Below are 17,774 nucleotides of genomic sequence, written 5' to 3' on the forward strand. Positions count from 1 at the left end.
GCGGTCCGGCTCCGACCGGGCTCAGTCCCGTCGGTCAGGCGCGGCCAGGCATCGGCTGGGCAGAGGCGCCGCGGACAGGCGAGAGTCCGAAGGTGCGCTGGAGTTGCGCGATGTGGCGACGAACCTCATAGAGGTCGGCGGTGAGTTGATGCCGCTGAGGTGAGCGCGGTGACAGGTCGTCGAGTTCGGCCACCAGCGAGTCGGCCATCGCCTCGAACTCGTCGACGAAGATCGTCGCCTGTACCCGGGCGGCATGGTCGGGTACCGGCTGCATGTCTGCGAATGTAACCCATTGTTCGTCGACAGGTGAGGCGGATCGAGAGCGAGGGTGACCCGACCTCACCCCCAGCCGTGGGCGTGCAGCCACTCGTCGTCGATGCCGAAGTGGTGGCCGATCTCGTGCACCACCGTGACCGCGACCTCGTGCACCACCTGCTCGCGGGTGTGGCACATCGCGAGGATCGGTTCCCGATAGATGGTGATCGTGTCGGGCAGGAACCCGCCGTAGTCATGGGTCCGTTGGGTCAGTGCCACACCGGAGTACAGCCCCAGGATGTGATCGGACTCGGGGTTGCGGGGTTCGATGAGAATGACGACGTTGCTCATCGCATCCGTCAATTCGCTCGGGATGGAGTCGAGCGCATCCCCGACGAGGATCTCGAAGTCCTCGTCGCGCATCGGTACGGGCATCGTGCGCCTTTCTCAGCCGGCCGGGGCGGGAGTCTCGACCGGATTGGGCGTCACGCCCGGCGGCAACGGAACCGGCGTCGGCAGCGCCCGTCCGGGAGGTGCCTGCGACGGCGCCACCGGCAGCTTGCCGTTGATCAGGACGGTGCCGCGCGCGTCCCCGACGAGCGTGGCGAATCCACCGCGATCGGGTAGACCCAGGTAGCACACCACCTTTCGGCTCCCCGACAGCCAACGCGGCTCACTGATCACCGACCACTGCACGTTCAGCGTGGTGGCGTCGAGTTTGGTCTTGCCGCCGACGAATCGTTCGGCTTGGGCGGGGCAGATGGTGGTCAGATACGCGTTCTGGTCCTTCACCGCCGGCCAAGGACGTCCGGAGTTCTTGTCGCCGAACCGTTGGGCGAGGTCGACGATGCCGGTGGTCTGGAAGGCGTGCGGTTCCGAGCAACTCACCGTCGTCGGCGGTACTGCGACCTGACGCGTCTCGGGGTTGATGCCGATGCAGGTGCCGGCCGCCCACTGGAACGACTGATCCTGATCGGCGACCTTCCCGGCGAACAGCTGCGGCGTGCCGTCGGCGCCGGTCACCTGCAGGCCGCAGCGCAGCTCGCGGGCACCCTTGACCCACTGATCCTGTGGCGGATACATGAGGCCGACGGAGAAACGGCCCTGCGGATCGAGCCGTCCGTCGAGGTAGCGGTTGACGATCACCGGGCACTGCTCGTCGCGGATCTGCCCGAAGCGCTCCGTCCCAGGCCAAGGCGCCGACTCGCCGAACTCCGAGCCGGGCAGGATCGCCGTGTTCAGCGCGCCGGCCACCTCGAAGCGGTGCTCCTCGGCGCACGGCACGTTCACCGGCTCACCGGGCTTGTTCTCCGGCCACGTCAGGCAATCCCCGGGACCCGACTGGGTGAAGGCGTTCTCCGCGAGACGTTCGCTCTCGCCGATGTCGGTGTCGCCGACGCTGCCGCGATCGTCGAAGGCGCCCAGCGCCACCGCGATGCCACCGGCGACCAGCGCGCCCACCAGCACCGCGGCCAAACCGATCAGCACGATGTTGCGTTGCAGCCAACTCGACGATCCGGCGGGTTCAGCGGATTCGCCGGGTTCGTCGGAGTACTGGTCGGTGGCCGGGACGAACTCGGTGGTGTCGGCGTCCGCGTGGCCCGAATCGACCGCCGACCAGGCCTGCCGGGTGCGTTCCGGGTCGTCGTCGACCGGGCGGAACTGGGTGGTCGGCTGATCGTCGGCGGCATCGTCGTGTGGCGGCGCGGCGTCTTGAACGTCGTCGACCGGTGCGTCGTCGTCCCGAACGTCGTCGTCCCGAACGTCGTCGTCCCGAATGTCGTCGTCACGGTGGGCTTCGTCACTCATCGCCATCCATCATGCCTGGTGCGGCCTGCGCGGCGAGCGTCGCCACGGCCCGGGAGGCCGCGCGCCTAGACTCGAGTCCGTGTCTGCGCACGCCGATGAGCCCGAAGGCCACGCCCCCGGACCTGACATCGACCCGGCCGTGATCGAGTTGGCGACCCGGCTCTTCGACCTCGCCCGGGCCGGTGCGACCGCCGAACTCGCCGCCTACCTCGACGCCGGTGCACCCCCGGACCTGCGCAATCGGTCCGGGGATTCGCTGCTCATGCTGGCCGCCTATCACGGGCACGCCGACACGGTGATCGCCCTCGCCGAGCGTGGCGCCGACGTCGACCTGGCCAACGATCGTGGTCAGACACCGCTCGCCGGGGCGGTGTTCAAGGGAGTCGACGACGTGGTCGAGGCACTCGTCGGGGCGGGCGCCGATCCCCGAGCGGGGGCACCCACCGCGCACGACACGGCGACGATGTTCGGCCGCGACGACTACCTGCGACTCTGGGACTCCTGATCAGCTCGCGTAAGGTTTTTTCTCGTGATCGACCTCAAGATTCTGCGTGAGAACCCCGACCGTGTTCGCGAGTCCCAGCGGGTCCGTGGCGAAGACCCCGGACTGGTCGACCAGCTGCTCTCCGCGGATGTGACGCGTCGGGCAGCGATCGTCGAGGCCGATGCGCTGCGTTCGGAGCAGAAGACTCTCGGCAAGCAGGTCGGCAAGGCGTCCGGCGACGAGAAGACGGCGTTGCTCGCCAAGGGCAAGGAACTCGCCGACCAGGTCAAGGCCGCGGTGGCGCGTCAGACCGAGGCCGACGAGGCGTCGAAGGCCGCGCACATCGCGATCTCCAACGTCGTCGAGGGGGCACCGCCCGGCGGCGAGGACGATTACGTCGTGCTCGAGCACGTCGGCGAGCCCCGCCCGATCGAGAACCCGAAGGATCACCTCGAACTCGGCGAATCCCTCGGCCTGATTGACATGGAACGTGGCGCCAAGGTGTCCGGGTCGCGGTTCTACTTCCTGACGGGCTTCGGCGCGATGCTGCAGCTGGGGCTGCTGACGATGGCCGCACAGAAGGCCGCCGCCAACGGTTTCACCCTGATGATCCCGCCGGTGCTGGTGCGTCCGGAGGTGATGGGCGGCACGGGATTCCTCGGTGCGCATGCCGACGAGGTCTATCACCTCGACAAGGACGACGATCTTTACTTGGTCGGTACCTCCGAGGTGCCGCTGGCCGGCTACCACATGAACGAGATCATCGATCTCGCCGATGGGCCCAAGCGCTATGCCGGATGGTCGAGCTGCTTCCGCCGCGAGGCCGGTTCCTACGGCAAGGACACCCGCGGCATCCTGCGCGTGCACCAGTTCGACAAGGTCGAGGGTTTCATCTACTGCAAACCCGAGGAGGCGCAGGCCGAACACCAGAAGCTGCTCGGCTGGGAGAAGGAGATGCTCGCGGCGATCGACGTGCCGTATCGCGTCATCGACGTCGCCGGCGGTGACCTCGGATCGTCGGCGGCCCGCAAATTCGACTGCGAGGCCTGGGTGCCCACCCAGGACACCTATCGCGAGCTCACCTCGACGTCGAACTGCACGACCTTCCAGGCTCGTCGACTGTCCATCCGCTATCGCGACGAGACCGGCAAGCCTCAGGTCGCGGCCACACTGAACGGCACGCTGGCCACCACACGCTGGCTGGTCGCGATCCTGGAGAACCATCAGCAGCCCGACGGTTCGGTGGTACTGCCGCCGGAACTCGCGCGTTTCGTCGGCACCGAGGTGCTCACCCCCTCAATGTCGTGATGTGAGTTCGCGATGACCCTCGGAATCATCGTCGCGGTGATCGGCGCATTCGCCTTCGCCGCGGCGGCCGTACTCCAGGCGCTCGGCGCCGATCAGGTGGCCCAACGCGCGGCGATCCGTGAGGAACGCCGTGAGTCGAACAAGGCGCATCCGTCGTTGCGGTCGACGGCGGCGACGATGCTGACGGTCCCGTTCCTGATTGGGTTCATCTTCGACATCGTCGGTTTCATCGCGACCCTCGCCTCGGCGCGACTCATCCCGCTGTTCCTGTCGCAGACCATTATTTCCGCGCGCCTCGTCGCGACCGCGCTGCTCGCGATGGTGGTGCTGAAGGTCGGCCTGAGCACGCGCGACTGGATCGCCGGTGCGGTGGTGGTGTTCTCGTTGATCCTGCTGGCGGTGTCGGCGGGCCGGGAAGGCGCCGACGACATGTGGTGGATGCACTGGGCGGTGCTGGTGGCAGGTCTCGGACTGTTCGGTCTCGGACTGGTGGTGATGCGCACGATGCGTCGCCACATTGCCGCGGCGACCGGTCTGATCGCCGGTGCGGTGTTCGGAGTGATGGCGGTGGCGTCGCGAATCCTGGACGGTGTCAGCCCCTTTGAGCCGGGTGTGTTGTTCACTGACCCGGCGCTGTATGCGCTGCTGCTCAGCGGCATGGGTGGCTTCTACCTGTTCACCGTCGCCCTGCAGACGGGGTCGGTCAACGGCGCCGCGGCCGCCCTGGTGGTGGGGCAGACCGTTCTGCCCGGTGCGGTCGGACTGATCTTCCTCGGCGATCTGGTCCGCGACGGCTGGGGCCCGGCGGCGATCGTGGCCTTCGTCGCCTCCGTCCTGGGCGGTGTGGTGCTGGCGTCGTCGAGTGCGGTGACCGCGGTCGAGAAGGCCGACCTGACCAACCGGCCCGCGGGATACGGACACGGCTGACGCGCCGCGCCGGGGCCCGGTCGCTCCCGTCGTGACCGGTCATACTGACACTCATGGTGATCGGCATCGTCGCGGCGATCGTGGCCGCATGCGCCTACGGCACGGCGTCGGTGCTGCAGGCCAAGGGCGCCACGAGTGTCCCCGACGACACGAATGGCCACGGCGCGCCGAGCCTGCGGTCCACCATCGCGGCGATGCTCACCGCCACGTTCATCACCGGACTGGTCCTCGACGGACTGGGCTTCCTCGGCAATCTGTTCGCCGCGCGCACCGCGCCGCTGTTCCTCGTACAGCCCATCATCGCGGCCAATCTCGCGGTCACCGCGGTGCTCGCATCGATCGTCCTGCACATCGGTCTTCGGATGCGGGATCGTTGGGCGATCGTGGCGGTCGTGGTCGCGTTGGTGGTGCTCGGGGTGTCGGCCGGTGAGGAGGGACACGACAACACCGAATCCGGCCACTGGATGGTCCTGGGGATGGGACTGGGACTCCTCGTGGCCGGCCTCATCGGGATGCGGTTGCTCACCGGTCGCGTCGCGGTGATCGCGGGCCTGCTCGGCGGCACCCTGTTCGGTGTGATGGCGGTGGCCGTACGCCTTGTCGACGGACTCGATCCGTTCGACCTGCCGACGCTGCTGACCGACCCGGCCGCCTACGCCGTGGTGGCGTGCGGTCTCGGCGGCTTCTACCTGTTCACCATCGCGTTGCAGACCGGATCGGTGAGCGCGGCCGCCGCGTCGATCGTGGTCGGTGAGACCGTGATCCCCAGTGCCGTCGGCATTCTCTGGCTCGGCGACACCGTGCGATCGGGATGGGGGCCGGTTGCCGTGACCGCCTTCGTCGTCGCGGTCGCCGGCGCCATGGTGGTGGCGACGTCGTCGGCGGTCACCGAGGTCGAGCAGGCCGAGAACGCCTGACGCTCACAGGTGTGAATCGACGCGGCGGGGAGATCAGGCGGGCAACGGATCCCGGATGATCGGGCAGGTCATGCAGTGCCCGCCGCCGCGTCCGCGGCCCAGTTCGGCACCGACGATGGTGATCACCTCGACGCCCTGCTTGCGCAGCAGGGCGTTGGTGTAGGTGTTGCGGTCATAGGCGAAGACGACGCCGGGCTCCACGGCCACCAGGTTGTTGCCGCTGTCCCACTGCTGGCGTTCCGAGGCGTAGGCGGTGCCGCCGGCCTCCACCACCCGCAGACCGTCGAGCCCGAGGGCCTTCTGTACCACCTTGAGGAAGTGGTCGGTCTCGGTGATGACCTCGACGCCGGGTTCGGCGTCGCTGGGCACCAGGGTGAACGGGCGGACCGCGTCGATGATGGTGGGGTATACCGATACCAGGTCGCGGTCGGCGAAGGTGAACACCGTGTCGAGGTGCATGGCCGACCGCAGTTTCGGCATCCCCGCCACCACCACCTTCTCGGCGGCGCCCGCGGCGAACAGGTCGCGGGCCACCTGGGTGACCGCCTGGCGGGAGGTGCGTTCACTCATGCCGATCAGCACCACGCCGTTGCCCGGCACCAGCACGTCTCCGCCTTCGATGGTTGCTGCGCCCCAGGACTTTTCCGGATCGCCCCACCACACCGCCGAGCCGACGAAGTCGGGGTGGAACTGATAGATGGCCTTCATCAACAGTGTTTCAGCATGGCGCGCAGGCCAATACAACGGATTCAGGGTGAGGCCGCCGTAGATCCAGCAGGTGGTGTCGCGGGTGTAGAGGGTGTTGGGCAGCGGCGGCATCAGGTACTCGCCGCGTCCGGTGGCCTCGTCGACCAGATCGATGTAGCGGGGGCGCAGTTCGGTGGGCAGGTCCACCGTGGACAATCCGCCGATCAGGAACTTCGTGAGGTCACGTGTGCTGATGTCGTCGAGGAATTCGCGGGTGGCGCCGACGAGCCCAATGCCGGTCTCGTTGGCGACGATCTTGCGGTCGAGCAGCCACGTGCGTGCCTCGGGAATGTCCATCGTCTCGGTGAGGACGTTGTGCAGCTCGACGACGTCGACGCCGCGGTCACGCATCTTGGTGACGAAGTCGAAGTGATCGCGTTTGGCGTTCTGCACCCAGAGCACGTCGTCGAAGAGGAGTTCGTCGGAGTTGGTGGGGGTCAGTCGTTCGTGCGCGAGTCCTGGGGAGCACACCAAAACCTTGTGCAGTTTCCCGACCTCGGAATGAACCCCGTACTTCGCTGATGGTGCAGTCATTGCGTCCGTCCTGTCTCGATGATGTGTGCCTGTCCGATGAGGTGGTGGCCGTTCGGTCGGAGGTCAATCCGGTTGTCCGGCTTCGGGATATTCGACGTAGTTGGAGTGCCGCTCCTGTTCGGGATGGTCGTAGATGTCCTCGGCTCCGGTGGCGAGGTAGATGACACCGCCGATCGCACCCACCAGGAATACGCCGAAGATCGCGGCCTCGAATCGCCGGAAGACGGGCAGCTTCTGCTCGCGCCGGGCGATGACGTAGAGGATTGTGCCGAGGGCGAACAGGATGCAGGACAACAAGAGTTTGTCGATTCCGGCTGCCCACAGCAGGAAAACGGTGTAGATCACCGCGACGACGGCGATCGTCATGTCGGTGCCTCTGCCGCGGCTGCCTTCGGAACCCGGTTCGCCGTCGTAGGTTTCGCGGGTGAGCGTGAGTTTGAGCATGTAGGCGGCGGCGAGCAGATACGGAAGCAGTGCCAACGCCGAGGTCAGATCCAGCATGAAGTCCAGGGCGTCGTCGACGAACAGGATGATGATCAGCAGGATCTGCACCAGGCCGGTCGCGAAGATCAGTGCCGGGACCGGGGCGTCGGCCTTGTTGGTGCGCGAGAGGAACTTCGGCATGTCCGCGGTGCGGGCGGGGATATAGAGGATCTCGGCTGCCATCAGTGTCCAGGCGAGGTAGGCGCCGAGCACCGAGAGGATCACGCCGATGCGGATGAACACCGAACCCCACTCGCCGACAAGCGATTCCAGTACCGATGCCATCGACGGCTGGTCGACCTCGGCGAGTTGGCCCTGCGGCATCGCGCCGTAGGAGACCAGGGTGACCAGGGCGAAGACACCGAGCACGCCAAGGAAGCCGAAAACCGTTGCCCTGCCCACATCCTCACGCTTCTTGGCGAACCGCGAGTACATGCTGGCGCCCTCGATGCCGAGGAAGACGAACACCGTGATGAGCATGGTGCCCTTGACGTGCTCCCACAGCGAGCCGGAGTCGATCCCGTTTCCGCCCCAGAAGTTGTCGGAGAAGTATCCGGCGTCGAACATGACAAGTGCGAGCACGATGAAGACGATGATCGGCACGACCTTGGCGATGGTGGCGATGCGATTGATGATGGCCGCCTGCTGGACGCCGCGACTGATCAGGAAGCAGAACAACCAGAGTCCGACGGAGGAGAGTACGACGGCCAGCAGCGTCGACCCGTCTCCCAGTGCCGGGAACAGGGCGCTGGTGGTCACCATGATCAGCACCCAGTAGGACGTGTTGCCCGCACAGGCCGAGGCCCAGAAACCGAAGGCGGAGCTGAATCCGACCTAGTCACCGAAGCCGTCCTTGGCGTAGGCGAAGATTCCGGCGTCCAGCGCCGGCTTGCGCACGGCAAGTCGCTGGAAGACGAAGGCCAACATCAGCATTCCGGTGCCGGCGATCGCCCAGGCGTTGATGGCGCCGAGGACACCGGTCTCGGTGCCGAAACGCCTCGGCAACAGGAATACTCCCGATCCGACCATGGAGCCGACGACCATGGCGGTCAGGGTGGCGAGATTGACCTTGCCGGTGGTGGTTGCCGGGTCGGTGTCCGACGTCGGAGATGCCATGAATGATCCTCCTGCGCTGCGATGCCGTAATGGGGATCGAATATCGGCGAACCGATGATGCACGAGGCTCATTCTGCACGTCGCGCGAGGGCGCCGATGTCGAGTTGTTGTCCACATTTCGGGGGTCAAGGATGCGAAGGCGAACCGATAACCCCAGGTCACGGGCGTGACCGCGATTCCTATCGGCCAGCGTACACCCATCGTTCATCACGCCTTCGCTTTCGGCATTTCTACCGACCACCGACATCGAGGCGCTCGACGAACTCGAATCACTACGTGTGTCCGACATCGTCGTGCCGGCCGGTGCCCGGGTGTTCGACCGGGACGTCACCGTCGACGATGCGGATGATCCGGAGCGGGCGCTCGGTGCCCAGCCCCGATGGCGTCGGGAGGGGATCGCCGGTCTGATCGGCGAGGCGATCACCAACTCGGCCAAACACTCCGGGACGGATCAGGTCGCGGTCCACTTCGATCGCCGATTCCGACGGAGCACGTTGTGCGACAACGGAACCGGAATGTTCGACGCCGATACCCTGCGAGATCGCTTGGCGCCGAGAGCACTCGACGCCATGGCCGATGTGGAGGTCGAGTCCGCGCGCAGCAGGGGACGACGGTCACCCTGACGGTTCCGGCGCTGCAGTCCGTCGACGAACGTAGCGTGCTGACCACCGCGGCGGCCGAGATACCGCTGATGCTCATCGAGTTCCTGACGGTGGCTTCGATCGCCACCGCCCTCGGACCAGAATGGTCGCCGGCGGCGTAGGTTTGGTCCCGGCGGCTCTTTCGGGTGACCCTGTTCGGGGGTCACATGGTGTGACCCCCGAACCTCTCACGACCTCTCAGCCGTCGAGGTGCTTGGCGCGCAGCTCATGTCCCTTGGACGTGAGGCAGCGGCCGGTCGGCAGATCCCACTGCCAGCCGTGCAGGTTGCAGGTCAGCTTCTCGCCCTCGATCACCCCGAACTTGCTCAGGTCGGCCTTGAGGTGCGGGCAGCGGCGCTGAATCTGCCAGCCGTCCTTGGTGATCGACGCCGAATCGTCGTGCGCCTCGGAGAACCAGCCGTCCGCGTAGGCAATGCGTTCGTCGGTGAGGCACTTGAAGAAGGTGTAGAGGTACTCGTTGTATCCGCCGATGCGCCAGGTGGTGAAGCGCGTCGACAGGAAGATGGTGTTGACCCAGTCCGGTTCGTCGTCGCGCAGGACGGTGCGCACGATCTCCGGGGAGATCCGGAAACCGTAGCGGTACTTGCCCTCTCCCTCCTTCGGCTCGCGAACGATGCGATTGGGGAAGTCCAGGACGACGGTCTCCTCGCCCATCACCAGACCGACCGGGTAGCCGATGCCGTCGCAGATCAGGTCGGAGGCGGCCATGATCGGCTCGAAGAGTTCCTTGAGCGGCGGCAGCAGCGGATCGCCCTCGGCCGACGCCCAGCCGGCCTTCTCCGCGGCGATCACCGGGGCGAACTTCTCCTTCATCCGCTCCAGATAGGCCTGCTTGTTCTCGCCGAAAACATCGTGCGGCGCATAGGGATGCGTGACGTCGTCGAGAACATCACCGGTGAAGTTCGCGACCGAACCGGACACCATCATCAGCCCACGATGCTTCACGCCGTCGTCGGTGCCGTGGATCCGCATCTGCTCCAGGAAGGTCTCCTGATCGGGGAAGATCGAGGTGACATCGCCGGGGCGTTCGTTGTCCGAACCCTCGATCCCCGAACCGAAGTCGTTGAGCGAGAACAGGTCCTCGTCGAGGAACATCGGCGGACCGGCCGACGGCACCACCCAGGTGGCGCCGACCTGCTCGATGTAGGACCGGGCCCGATCCATGCCCCGCTGACGCTTCTGTGCGGCGAAGTTCGCCTTGGACCGGCGGGGGATGTCGTAGACCATCGGATACCAGATGGCGCCCGAGTACTGCAGCAGATGCACGTCGACCCGACCGAACTGCTCGTCGATGACGTCGAGGTCGATGGGGCGGGCGTCGTTCATGTTGAACGCCACGGTCTCGCCGTCGTCGACGATGAGACCGGAGTCGCCGATCGGGCCGTCGGCGGGGGCACGCAACGCGATGATCATGACATCGAGGGAGCCCTTGGGGCCGGTGACCGTCGTCTTCTCCGAGTCGGTGGTCTCCACGAACTTGGTGAAACCGAGCTTCTCGAGTTCCCGCTTCAGATCCGGCACCGGGTAGTCGGGCAACAGCACCGTCGCGTCCTTGCTGACGTTGTCCCGCAGGTTCTGCTCGTCGAAGTGATCGCGGTGCAGATGCGAGACGTAGAGGTAATCGCACTGGCCGAGGGCCTTCCAGTCCAGCTCGGAATTGTCCGGGAACGGGATCCACGAGGCGAAATACGCCGGATTGGTCCAGGGATCGCAGAGGATCGACCCGGCCGAGGTCTGGATGTGGAATCCGGCATGGCCGATGCTGGTGATCTGCACGTGGGGCCTTTCTGCTTCGCATGCGCGGGGCTGCGCGCCTGTCGCTTCGACATACCAATCTAACGAGCCCGGCGTGGTGACGTCGTGGGCCGTAGGGCTGTGTTTGTCGGCGCCGCCTCCGGCGAGGCGTGTGCGGCCCTGTCGACGCATGACCGCGCTCACATCGCGGAACCGCAGGGCTGTCCCCGGCGACCACTGTCCTGGGTGATCGTGATGACCGCCCTGCAGATGACGACCGACCAGGTTCAGGGGAACGCCATGATCACGCTCGCCGACGAGATGCCCGGCATGCCGATGGAGATGCAGTCCGATATGCACGAGATGGCACCGGGGATCGACTGGTTCCCGCCCTGGCTGACGATCCTCGTGTCGATCCTGCTGCTCGGCGCGGCTCTGCATCACGTGCCGTGCGTGATCCGCGGACACGGAAATCGCTGGTTCCACCTCGGGCACATCGTCATGTGCCTGTCGATGATCTACATGTACCTGATCATGTCGTTCCGCCCGCCGGAGTCCTGGGGGCCGGATGTCTCGCGGGCACAGATGTGGTTCTTCGTCGTCATCAGCGCGCTCGTCCTGGCCTATCTCGTCAGCCTGCTCGCCCGCCGACGATCGTTCTCGTTGCTGTGGCTGCTGCTGCTCGCTCAGCAGGCCGGAATGATCTACATGTGGCTGCCGATGGCGTCGTGGAGCGGACTGCTCAGTGTCGTCCTGATCGTGTGGTTCGTCGCCGAGGCAATCGGGTGGCTCAGCGACATCTTCCGCGGATACTCGGTCGTGCCCCCGGGAGCGGGCAGCGATACCGGCTCCGAACACAGCCACACCGCCGGTGATGACGCCTACCTGCCGTCCGGGTGGCCGGACCGGCTGGCGATGGCGTTCATGGCGTTGAGCATGGCCTACATGTTCTTCGGGATGCAGGGCATGGCCGGGTTCTCGCTGTGAGCGCCGTGACGGCCGCGTCGGCGCCGAGTTCTCGGCACGCGGCTACGCACCCGTAACCACCTCGCTAAGCTCGTCTGTCATGGAACCCGTGTACTCGTCCGTCATCACCACCGCGCGCCTCCTGTGGCTGGCCGAGGGACTCAAGTTCTCGGTGTCCGGCGTCGAGAACGTGCCCAAGACCGGGCCCGGCGTCGTCGCCATCAATCACACCGGCTACCTCGACTTCACCTACGCCGGCATCCCGGCCTTCCTGCAGGGCAAGAGGTATGTGCGGTTCATGGCGAAGAAAGAGGTCTTCGACAACAAGTACTCGGGTCCGATCATGCGCTCGCTCAAGCACATTCCGGTGGATCGTGCTCAGGGGGCGGAGAGCTACCGGACCGCCGTCGAGTACCTGAAGGACGGCGAACTCGTCGGCGTGTATCCGGAGGCGACGATCAGCCGCAGTTTTGAGCTGAAGGAATTCAAGTCGGGTGCGGCGCGGATGGCGATCGAATCGGGTGCGCCGATCATCCCGACCGTCATCTGGGGCGCGCAGCGGGTGTGGACGAAGGGCCATCCGAAGCGGTTGGGTCGGACCAAGACGCCGATCGCCATCGGGGTGGCCGAGCCGATAGAGCCGGTCGGTGATCCCGACGCCCTCACCGCCCAACTACACAAGGTGATGAGCGAGAAGCTGCTCGAGTTGCAGGAAAGCTACCCCGATCATCCGAAGGGTGCGTTCTGGGTACCCGCGCGCCTCGGCGGCTCCGCGCCGACTCTCGAGGAGGCCAACCGGATGGACGCCGAGGAGCAGGCCGCGAAGGCGGCCAAGCGTGCGCAGCGTGAGGGTGGTTCGGCGGAGTAGGTCACCTCGTCACTCGGTCCACTCCGAAGGCTGTGCGGGCCCGGGTGACGAATGCCGCCACCGCCGGTGAGGGACTCCGGCGCCACAGCAGGGCCAGCAGCGCCTGCTCGTCGACGCCCCGAATGCGCAGGCCACGGATGGTGTCGGTGGCACCGGCCGCGATCGACTCGCTGAGGATGCCGACGCCGACGCCGCTGCGGACCAGGGCCAGGATCGCATCGGGTGAGCTGGCCTCGACGTCGATGCGCAGATCCGGACACCCGCGATCGAAGACGGTGCGGATGCCGGCGCCTCGCGGCAACCCGACGAGCGTTTCGGCCGCCAGGTCGGTGGGGGTGAGCCGGGCACGTCCGGCGAGGTGATGACCGCGCGGTACCACGGCGACGATGTGCTCGGCGATGATCACCTGGCAGGCCAGATCGGCCGGAGTGGTGCCGGCCAGGCCGGTGAGCGCGACGTCGAGATCGGCGGTGCGCACGCGGTCGGCGAGTGCCGGGGATTCGTCCTCGCACAGGGAGAACCGGACGCCGGGGTGAGCCCTCCGGAACCCGGCGAAGGCATCGAACAGTGCGCCGATGGTGCATCCATCGACCATGCCCACCGACAGCGATCCGGCTATGACCTGCCCGACGTCGGCGACCGCTGTTGCCGCGGCCGCCGCGGAATCCAGCGCCGCGCGAGCGTGCGGGAGGGCGGCGGCACCGGCGTCGCTGAGGGTGACGGTGCGGCCGACACGCTCGAAAAGTGCTGTGCCCCATTCGCGTTCGAGGCCGCGGATCTGGGCGCTGACGTTGGGTTGTGAGGTGTGGGTGAGTTCGGCCGCCCGGGTGAACGAGCCCGACTGTGCGACGGCGACGAAGTACTCCAGCTGCCGGAGTTCCATAACTGCCAATGATAGTTCAGATCAAAGATGCGTCTTGGACTTATGTGTGGATGCGTTCGATGCTGGAGGAGCACATCAACCACCGGAGAGGACGACCTCATGTCGACGGACACCACCCGACCCACCGCCACCCGACCCACCGCCACCCGACCCACCGCCGCCACCCCGGAGGACATCACCCGGCTGTTCGTCGAGTTCTCGAATGCGGGCGACGCCGACGCTGTGGCCTCGCTGTATCACGAGGATGCGGTGATGGCCTTCCCGCCGGGAGAGGTGACCCGTGGCCGCGATGCCATTCGCGATCTGTGGGCGACGGTGCTGGCCGACCGGCCGACTTTCACGCCGGAGCCGGCGCTGCCGACCCTGTATTTCGGTGACATCGCGCTCACCTCCACGCCGCCGAAGGACGGCGCGGGAGCGCGAGCCCAGGTGGTCGTGCAGCGGCCCGACGGATCGTGGGTGCGGATCATCGATCAGCCCGAGTTCGTGCGGTCGAGCGACGACTGAGGGTTCCCCGTCGGAGGCTACCGATAGGGTGGCCGCATGATGACTGCGGCCGGGCCGACCGGTTCCCGGTCCCGACCTCGGCGTCGGGAGCCGGTCTTTCGCACCCTCGAGATCATCGCCTCGACGCTGCGCCGTGCGCAGAACGTCGATCTGCAGTTCACCGGGCTCGACAACATCCCGGCCTCCGGCGGTGCGGTGCTGGTCCTCAATCACACGTCCTACGTCGACTTTCTTCCCGCTGCCCTCGGTTTGCACGCCGTCGGCCGTCGAATCCGGTTCATGATCAAGTCCGAGGTCATGGACATCGGCATCATGCGCTTCCTGGTCACGCACACCGGCACCATTCCGGTCGATCGTTCACAAGGTGCCGACGCGTATCACGCGGCGGTCGATTCCTTGCGCAGTGGTGAAATCGTTGCGGTCTATCCCGAGGCGACCATCAGCCGCAGTTTCGAGCTCAAGGAGTTCAAGTCCGGAGCGGTGCGGATGGCCGCCGAGGCGGGTGTGCCCATTGTTCCGGCGATCGTGTGGGGCGCTCAGCGTCAGTGGACCAAGGGCGGTCGGCGGAACATGGGACGCAGTGGGATCCCGGTCCGCGTGAGCTACGGTGCGCCGATTGTCGTCGATGTCGATGCCGACATGGATGCCGAGATCCTGAGGGTGCGCGACACGATGACGACGATGCTGCATGAGATCCAGGAGCACTACTCGCATCCGGCCGGTGAGTTCTGGGTCCCGGCCCGCCTGGGTGGGTCGGCGCCGACGCCAGAAGAGGCTGCGGTGATCGAAACCGAAGAGGCACAACGCAAAGCGGAGGCGCGGGCCGCGAAAGCCGCTGCGCATGACCGGAAGGCCGGAAAATGAGTGGCGTCGGGCAGCGACCGACCCTGATCGCGAGCGACGTCGACGGAACGCTGATCGACGACGACAATGTGGTGTCCGAACGGACCAAGTCGGTGCTGGCCAACGCCGTCGCCCAAGGGGTCGATTTCGTTCTCGCCACCGGACGTCCGCCGCGCTGGATCGCCGAGATCACCGATCAGTTCGATCCGTCGGTGCTGCCGGTCCGCCATGCGGTGTGCGCGAACGGCGCGATCGTCTACGACGTCGAGAGCGATCGGGTGCTGTGGGCGGCGACCCTGGCCCCGGAGGTGCTCATCGAGCTCGGAAGACTTGCCCTGGAACACCTTCCGGGCTGTGGTATCGCCGCCGAGCGGGTGGGGGAGTCGGCCCACGATGCCGCCACCGCACCCTTCGTTGCCACCGCCGGATACCAACACGCCTGGCTCAACCCCGACCACGTGGAGGTCGGCGACCACGAGATCTACACCGAACCGGCTGTCAAGCTCCTGGTGCGCGCGCCACGGATGCCCAGTGCCGAAATGGCACAACGGCTCTCGGGTCCGATCGGTGAGCTCGCCCAGATCACCTACTCCACCGACAACGGCCTGATCGAACTATCCCTGCCGGACACCCACAAGGCTTCCGGGCTGCGAAAGCTGTTGGAATACACCGGTAGTGACGCGTCCTCGACGATCGCCTTCGGCGACATGCCCAACGACGTCGAGATGCTCACCTGGGTCGACCACGGCGTGGCGATGGGGCATGCCCACCCCGCCGCCCTCGCCGCCGCCGACGAGATCACCGTCGGCAACAACGACGACGGCGTCGCCCGGGTCCTGGAACGCTGGTTCGGCTAGCCTGATCGCAGCGCCGGCGCTCTCAATCCCGTTGACGGCGCCCTGAATTACGTTGACAGCGCTCGGTATCCCGTTGACAGCGCCCTGAATTACGTTGACAGCGCTCACCTCGTCACTGACAGCGCTCTCTATTCCGTTGACAGCGCTCACCTCGTCACTGACAGCGCTCTCTATTCCGTTGACAGCGCTCATATTACGGTCGAGTCGGCCCCATCCCTCCGGTCGAGCCACATCCTCTCGCCGGTCGAGGCGGCCCCATCCCGCCGGTCGAGCCGGACGGAGCGCTAGCCGCCGCGTTGAGCTCCGTCGAAACGAAGTCCGTGTCGAGACCAGGTGAGACAAGGCTGGAACCCGTACCACTACAACGTCTCCCGTGAACGTGCCGCGCTATAGCACAGCCCACCGACAAGGGATCGACGCCGACGATAGGTTATCCACAGACCAAAAGTTATGCACAACAACAGGATTCACGACACTGACCCTTGCGTCGACCGCCAACCCGGCGTACTGTGGTGGACATGACATCGGGGGAACTTGACACCACCATCGACTTGTTGTCGGAGCTTGACTTCGCCACCGGCAGCCTCACCCACGAGGACGCAAAGAGCGCGCTGCATGCCATCCTGCTGATCCGCAATCTGGTCGATCACCACGCCAGTGTGCTTGTCGGACTTTGCGATCACCTGAAGGTTGCAGAGAAGGAGGGTCGCAAACTGCAGGAGCTCCTGCTCGAGTGGGGTGTCGCCCCGGCCTCGGCGTCCCGCATGATCCGCCTGGGTACCACTCCCGATATCGACCGCGTACACCGCCACACCGCGCTGGGCACATTGTCGGCCGAACACGCCGACGCCATCGTCCGAGGATTGACGCACATCGAGAAACGATCCGGCGAACCCGTCACCGCCGAAGAACGCGACGCACACAGCATTGCCCTACTCGGGCACGCGACCGCCGGGTTCACGCCCGCCGAGATCCGTGACTACGCCAAGAGTCGCGGGAATCAGCAGGCCGACGACACCGATGGTCTACCGGCGGGCGAAGATCGCAGTATCAACACGCTGGACTTTCACGATTCCGACGACGGACGACTCACCGTCACCGGCGATCTGCATGCCGTGCTCGGGGAGAAACTACGGACCGCGATCGAAGTGTTGTCGGCGCCACGACCCCAACCCGACGGGTCCCGCGATCCACGCTCGGCCGGACAAATGCGTGCCGACGCCCTCGAGATCATCCTGGACACCGCCGCCCGTGTCGCCACCGGACAGTACTGCGACGACGACGGGCCACGCATGCCCACCGAACTGGTCAACCTCACGATCCCCACCGGCACGCCCTCGTTGGCATCGCTGCGGTTCATGGGATCGGTCACCGAAGCCACCGCCCGAAAACTGTGCTGCGACGCCACCGTCGGTGTGATGATCGTCAGCAAAGACGAGGTACCCCTGTCACTCGGACGGACGATCCGACTGTTCAACCGGGCCCAACGCCGCGCGTTGACGCACCGCGACAAAGGGTGCATCAAGTGCGGTGCGCCGCCTTCGCGGACCCAGGCGCACCACATCGTCCATTGGATCGATGGCGGCGAAACCTGTGTGGAGAACGGCGCTTTGCTCTGTTCGTCCTGTCATGACGATGTCCACCATAACGGATGGGACGTCGTCATGGGAGCCGACCACCACCCGTGGTTGATCCCACCGGAAACGGTTGACCCACAACGCCGATGGCTGAGGTCGTATCACCGCAGGACCATGACGTTGGATGGATTGCCGGGTGCGGCATGATAATTCGAGTTCCAGCCTCGGGTTGCGACCGTCGGGGAGCACGTCGGGCTTCTTTGCGACCTCGGCGTCGGTGCGCAGGTCGAAGACGGT

General features: G+C 66.1%; 17 protein-coding genes and 1 pseudogene. 11 read left to right on the plus strand and 7 right to left on the minus strand.

Features of this window, described 5'->3' with window-relative positions; translation table 11 throughout:
- Positions 1 to 34: 34 nt before the first annotated feature.
- The 3 genes from ACWETB_RS19785 to ACWETB_RS19795 form a co-directional block, all read right to left on the minus strand.
- Positions 35 to 274: a hypothetical protein gene (locus tag ACWETB_RS19785; RefSeq protein WP_452213100.1), complete on the minus strand. Its 240-nt coding sequence runs from the start codon at positions 272 to 274 to the stop codon at positions 35 to 37.
- Between the two features lie 65 nt (positions 275 to 339).
- Complete coding sequence (locus tag ACWETB_RS19790) at positions 340 to 690, minus strand: metallopeptidase family protein (RefSeq protein WP_449742568.1); 351 nt, start codon at positions 688 to 690, stop codon at positions 340 to 342.
- Between the two features lie 12 nt (positions 691 to 702).
- Positions 703 to 2,064, minus strand: a complete 1,362-nt coding sequence (locus tag ACWETB_RS19795) for a septum formation family protein (protein ID WP_452213102.1) — start codon at positions 2,062 to 2,064, stop codon at positions 703 to 705.
- A 25-nt stretch (positions 2,065 to 2,089) separates the two neighbouring features.
- On the opposite strand from ACWETB_RS19795, the gene ACWETB_RS19800 reads away from it, so the two are divergent.
- The 4 genes from ACWETB_RS19800 to ACWETB_RS19815 are packed head-to-tail and all read left to right on the plus strand — an operon-like array spanning position 2,090 to position 5,700.
- Positions 2,090 to 2,569 (plus strand): ankyrin repeat domain-containing protein, encoded by a 480-nt coding sequence (locus tag ACWETB_RS19800; protein WP_452213126.1) that lies wholly within the window; start codon positions 2,090 to 2,092, stop codon positions 2,567 to 2,569.
- Positions 2,570 to 2,593: 24 nt separating this feature from the next.
- Entirely contained in the window at positions 2,594 to 3,856 is a 1,263-nt protein-coding gene (gene serS, locus ACWETB_RS19805) for a serine--tRNA ligase (RefSeq protein WP_452213104.1), read from the plus strand.
- Positions 3,857 to 3,868: 12 nt separating this feature from the next.
- Positions 3,869 to 4,783 (plus strand): EamA/RhaT family transporter, encoded by a 915-nt coding sequence (locus ACWETB_RS19810; protein WP_348807135.1) that lies wholly within the window; start codon positions 3,869 to 3,871, stop codon positions 4,781 to 4,783.
- A gap of 53 nt (positions 4,784 to 4,836) precedes the next feature.
- The gene (locus ACWETB_RS19815) at positions 4,837 to 5,700 is read left to right on the plus strand and encodes a DMT family transporter (protein ID WP_452213106.1); all 864 of its coding nucleotides are present in this window, start codon (positions 4,837 to 4,839) and stop codon (positions 5,698 to 5,700) included.
- A 33-nt stretch (positions 5,701 to 5,733) separates the two neighbouring features.
- Here ACWETB_RS19815 and ACWETB_RS19820 read toward each other — a convergent pair whose 3' ends face one another.
- Together ACWETB_RS19820 and ACWETB_RS19825 are read right to left on the minus strand one after the other, a co-directional pair.
- Positions 5,734 to 6,981, minus strand: a complete 1,248-nt coding sequence (locus tag ACWETB_RS19820) for an arginine deiminase (protein WP_449742573.1) — start codon at positions 6,979 to 6,981, stop codon at positions 5,734 to 5,736.
- A gap of 63 nt (positions 6,982 to 7,044) precedes the next feature.
- A pseudogene (locus tag ACWETB_RS19825) lies at positions 7,045 to 8,580 on the minus strand (basic amino acid/polyamine antiporter).
- 278 nt (positions 8,581 to 8,858) lie between these two features.
- On the opposite strand from ACWETB_RS19825, the gene ACWETB_RS19830 reads away from it, so the two are divergent.
- The gene (locus tag ACWETB_RS19830; RefSeq protein WP_452213108.1) at positions 8,859 to 9,203 is read left to right on the plus strand and encodes a hypothetical protein; all 345 of its coding nucleotides are present in this window, start codon (positions 8,859 to 8,861) and stop codon (positions 9,201 to 9,203) included.
- 216 nt (positions 9,204 to 9,419) lie between these two features.
- On the opposite strand, the gene ACWETB_RS19835 is transcribed toward ACWETB_RS19830, so the two are convergent.
- Positions 9,420 to 11,018 (minus strand): Rieske 2Fe-2S domain-containing protein, encoded by a 1,599-nt coding sequence (locus tag ACWETB_RS19835; protein WP_348809347.1) that lies wholly within the window; start codon positions 11,016 to 11,018, stop codon positions 9,420 to 9,422.
- 84 nt (positions 11,019 to 11,102) lie between these two features.
- Between ACWETB_RS19835 and ACWETB_RS19840 the strand changes: the two genes are divergently transcribed.
- Together ACWETB_RS19840 and ACWETB_RS19845 are read left to right on the plus strand one after the other, a co-directional pair.
- Positions 11,103 to 11,963, plus strand: coding sequence for a DUF5134 domain-containing protein (locus ACWETB_RS19840; protein ID WP_348807126.1), 861 nt, complete (start codon positions 11,103 to 11,105; stop codon positions 11,961 to 11,963).
- Positions 11,964 to 12,042: 79 nt separating this feature from the next.
- Positions 12,043 to 12,810, plus strand: a complete 768-nt coding sequence (locus ACWETB_RS19845) for a lysophospholipid acyltransferase family protein (RefSeq protein WP_348807125.1) — start codon at positions 12,043 to 12,045, stop codon at positions 12,808 to 12,810.
- A 1-nt stretch (position 12,811) separates the two neighbouring features.
- Here the strand turns inward: ACWETB_RS19845 and ACWETB_RS19850 are convergent, their stop codons facing one another.
- On the minus strand, positions 12,812 to 13,693 hold the full coding sequence (locus tag ACWETB_RS19850) for a LysR family transcriptional regulator (RefSeq protein WP_348809348.1): 882 nt from the start codon (positions 13,691 to 13,693) through the stop codon (positions 12,812 to 12,814).
- Between the two features lie 99 nt (positions 13,694 to 13,792).
- On the opposite strand from ACWETB_RS19850, the gene ACWETB_RS19855 reads away from it, so the two are divergent.
- The 4 genes from ACWETB_RS19855 to ACWETB_RS19870 all read left to right on the plus strand — a co-directional run bounded on the left by ACWETB_RS19855 (position 13,793) and on the right by ACWETB_RS19870 (position 17,684).
- On the plus strand, positions 13,793 to 14,200 hold the full coding sequence (locus tag ACWETB_RS19855; RefSeq protein ID WP_452213112.1) for a YybH family protein: 408 nt from the start codon (positions 13,793 to 13,795) through the stop codon (positions 14,198 to 14,200).
- A 36-nt stretch (positions 14,201 to 14,236) separates the two neighbouring features.
- Positions 14,237 to 15,064 carry a lysophospholipid acyltransferase family protein gene (locus ACWETB_RS19860; protein ID WP_449742575.1) on the plus strand — a complete coding sequence of 276 codons (828 nt, stop codon included), beginning with the start codon at positions 14,237 to 14,239 and terminating at the stop codon, positions 15,062 to 15,064.
- Positions 15,061 to 15,900, plus strand: coding sequence for an HAD family hydrolase (locus ACWETB_RS19865; RefSeq protein ID WP_348809351.1), 840 nt, complete (start codon positions 15,061 to 15,063; stop codon positions 15,898 to 15,900). Before ACWETB_RS19860 ends, ACWETB_RS19865 begins: the two co-directional genes overlap by 4 nt.
- 518 nt (positions 15,901 to 16,418) lie before the next feature.
- The gene (locus ACWETB_RS19870; protein WP_452213114.1) at positions 16,419 to 17,684 is read left to right on the plus strand and encodes a DUF222 domain-containing protein; all 1,266 of its coding nucleotides are present in this window, start codon (positions 16,419 to 16,421) and stop codon (positions 17,682 to 17,684) included.
- The last annotated feature ends 90 nt before the right edge of the window (positions 17,685 to 17,774 follow it).

Source organism: Gordonia sp. NPDC003950, assembly GCF_053605205.1.

Coding starts and splice junctions, on each gene's coding strand:
- ACWETB_RS19795 (WP_452213102.1), bottom strand. CDS start 2,064: ATGAGTGACGAAGCCCACCGTGACGACGACATTCGGGACGACGACGTT.
- ACWETB_RS19820 (WP_449742573.1), bottom strand. CDS start 6,981: ATGACTGCACCATCAGCGAAGTACGGGGTTCATTCCGAGGTCGGGAAA.
- ACWETB_RS19815 (WP_452213106.1), top strand. CDS start 4,837: ATGGTGATCGGCATCGTCGCGGCGATCGTGGCCGCATGCGCCTACGGC.
- ACWETB_RS19845 (WP_348807125.1), top strand. CDS start 12,043: ATGGAACCCGTGTACTCGTCCGTCATCACCACCGCGCGCCTCCTGTGG.
- ACWETB_RS19860 (WP_449742575.1), top strand. CDS start 14,237: ATGATGACTGCGGCCGGGCCGACCGGTTCCCGGTCCCGACCTCGGCGT.
- ACWETB_RS19790 (WP_449742568.1), bottom strand. CDS start 690: ATGCCCGTACCGATGCGCGACGAGGACTTCGAGATCCTCGTCGGGGAT.
- ACWETB_RS19785 (WP_452213100.1), bottom strand. CDS start 274: ATGCAGCCGGTACCCGACCATGCCGCCCGGGTACAGGCGACGATCTTC.
- ACWETB_RS19850 (WP_348809348.1), bottom strand. CDS start 13,693: ATGGAACTCCGGCAGCTGGAGTACTTCGTCGCCGTCGCACAGTCGGGC.
- ACWETB_RS19865 (WP_348809351.1), top strand. CDS start 15,061: ATGAGTGGCGTCGGGCAGCGACCGACCCTGATCGCGAGCGACGTCGAC.
- ACWETB_RS19855 (WP_452213112.1), top strand. CDS start 13,793: ATGTCGACGGACACCACCCGACCCACCGCCACCCGACCCACCGCCACC.
- ACWETB_RS19870 (WP_452213114.1), top strand. CDS start 16,419: ATGACATCGGGGGAACTTGACACCACCATCGACTTGTTGTCGGAGCTT.
- ACWETB_RS19810 (WP_348807135.1), top strand. CDS start 3,869: ATGACCCTCGGAATCATCGTCGCGGTGATCGGCGCATTCGCCTTCGCC.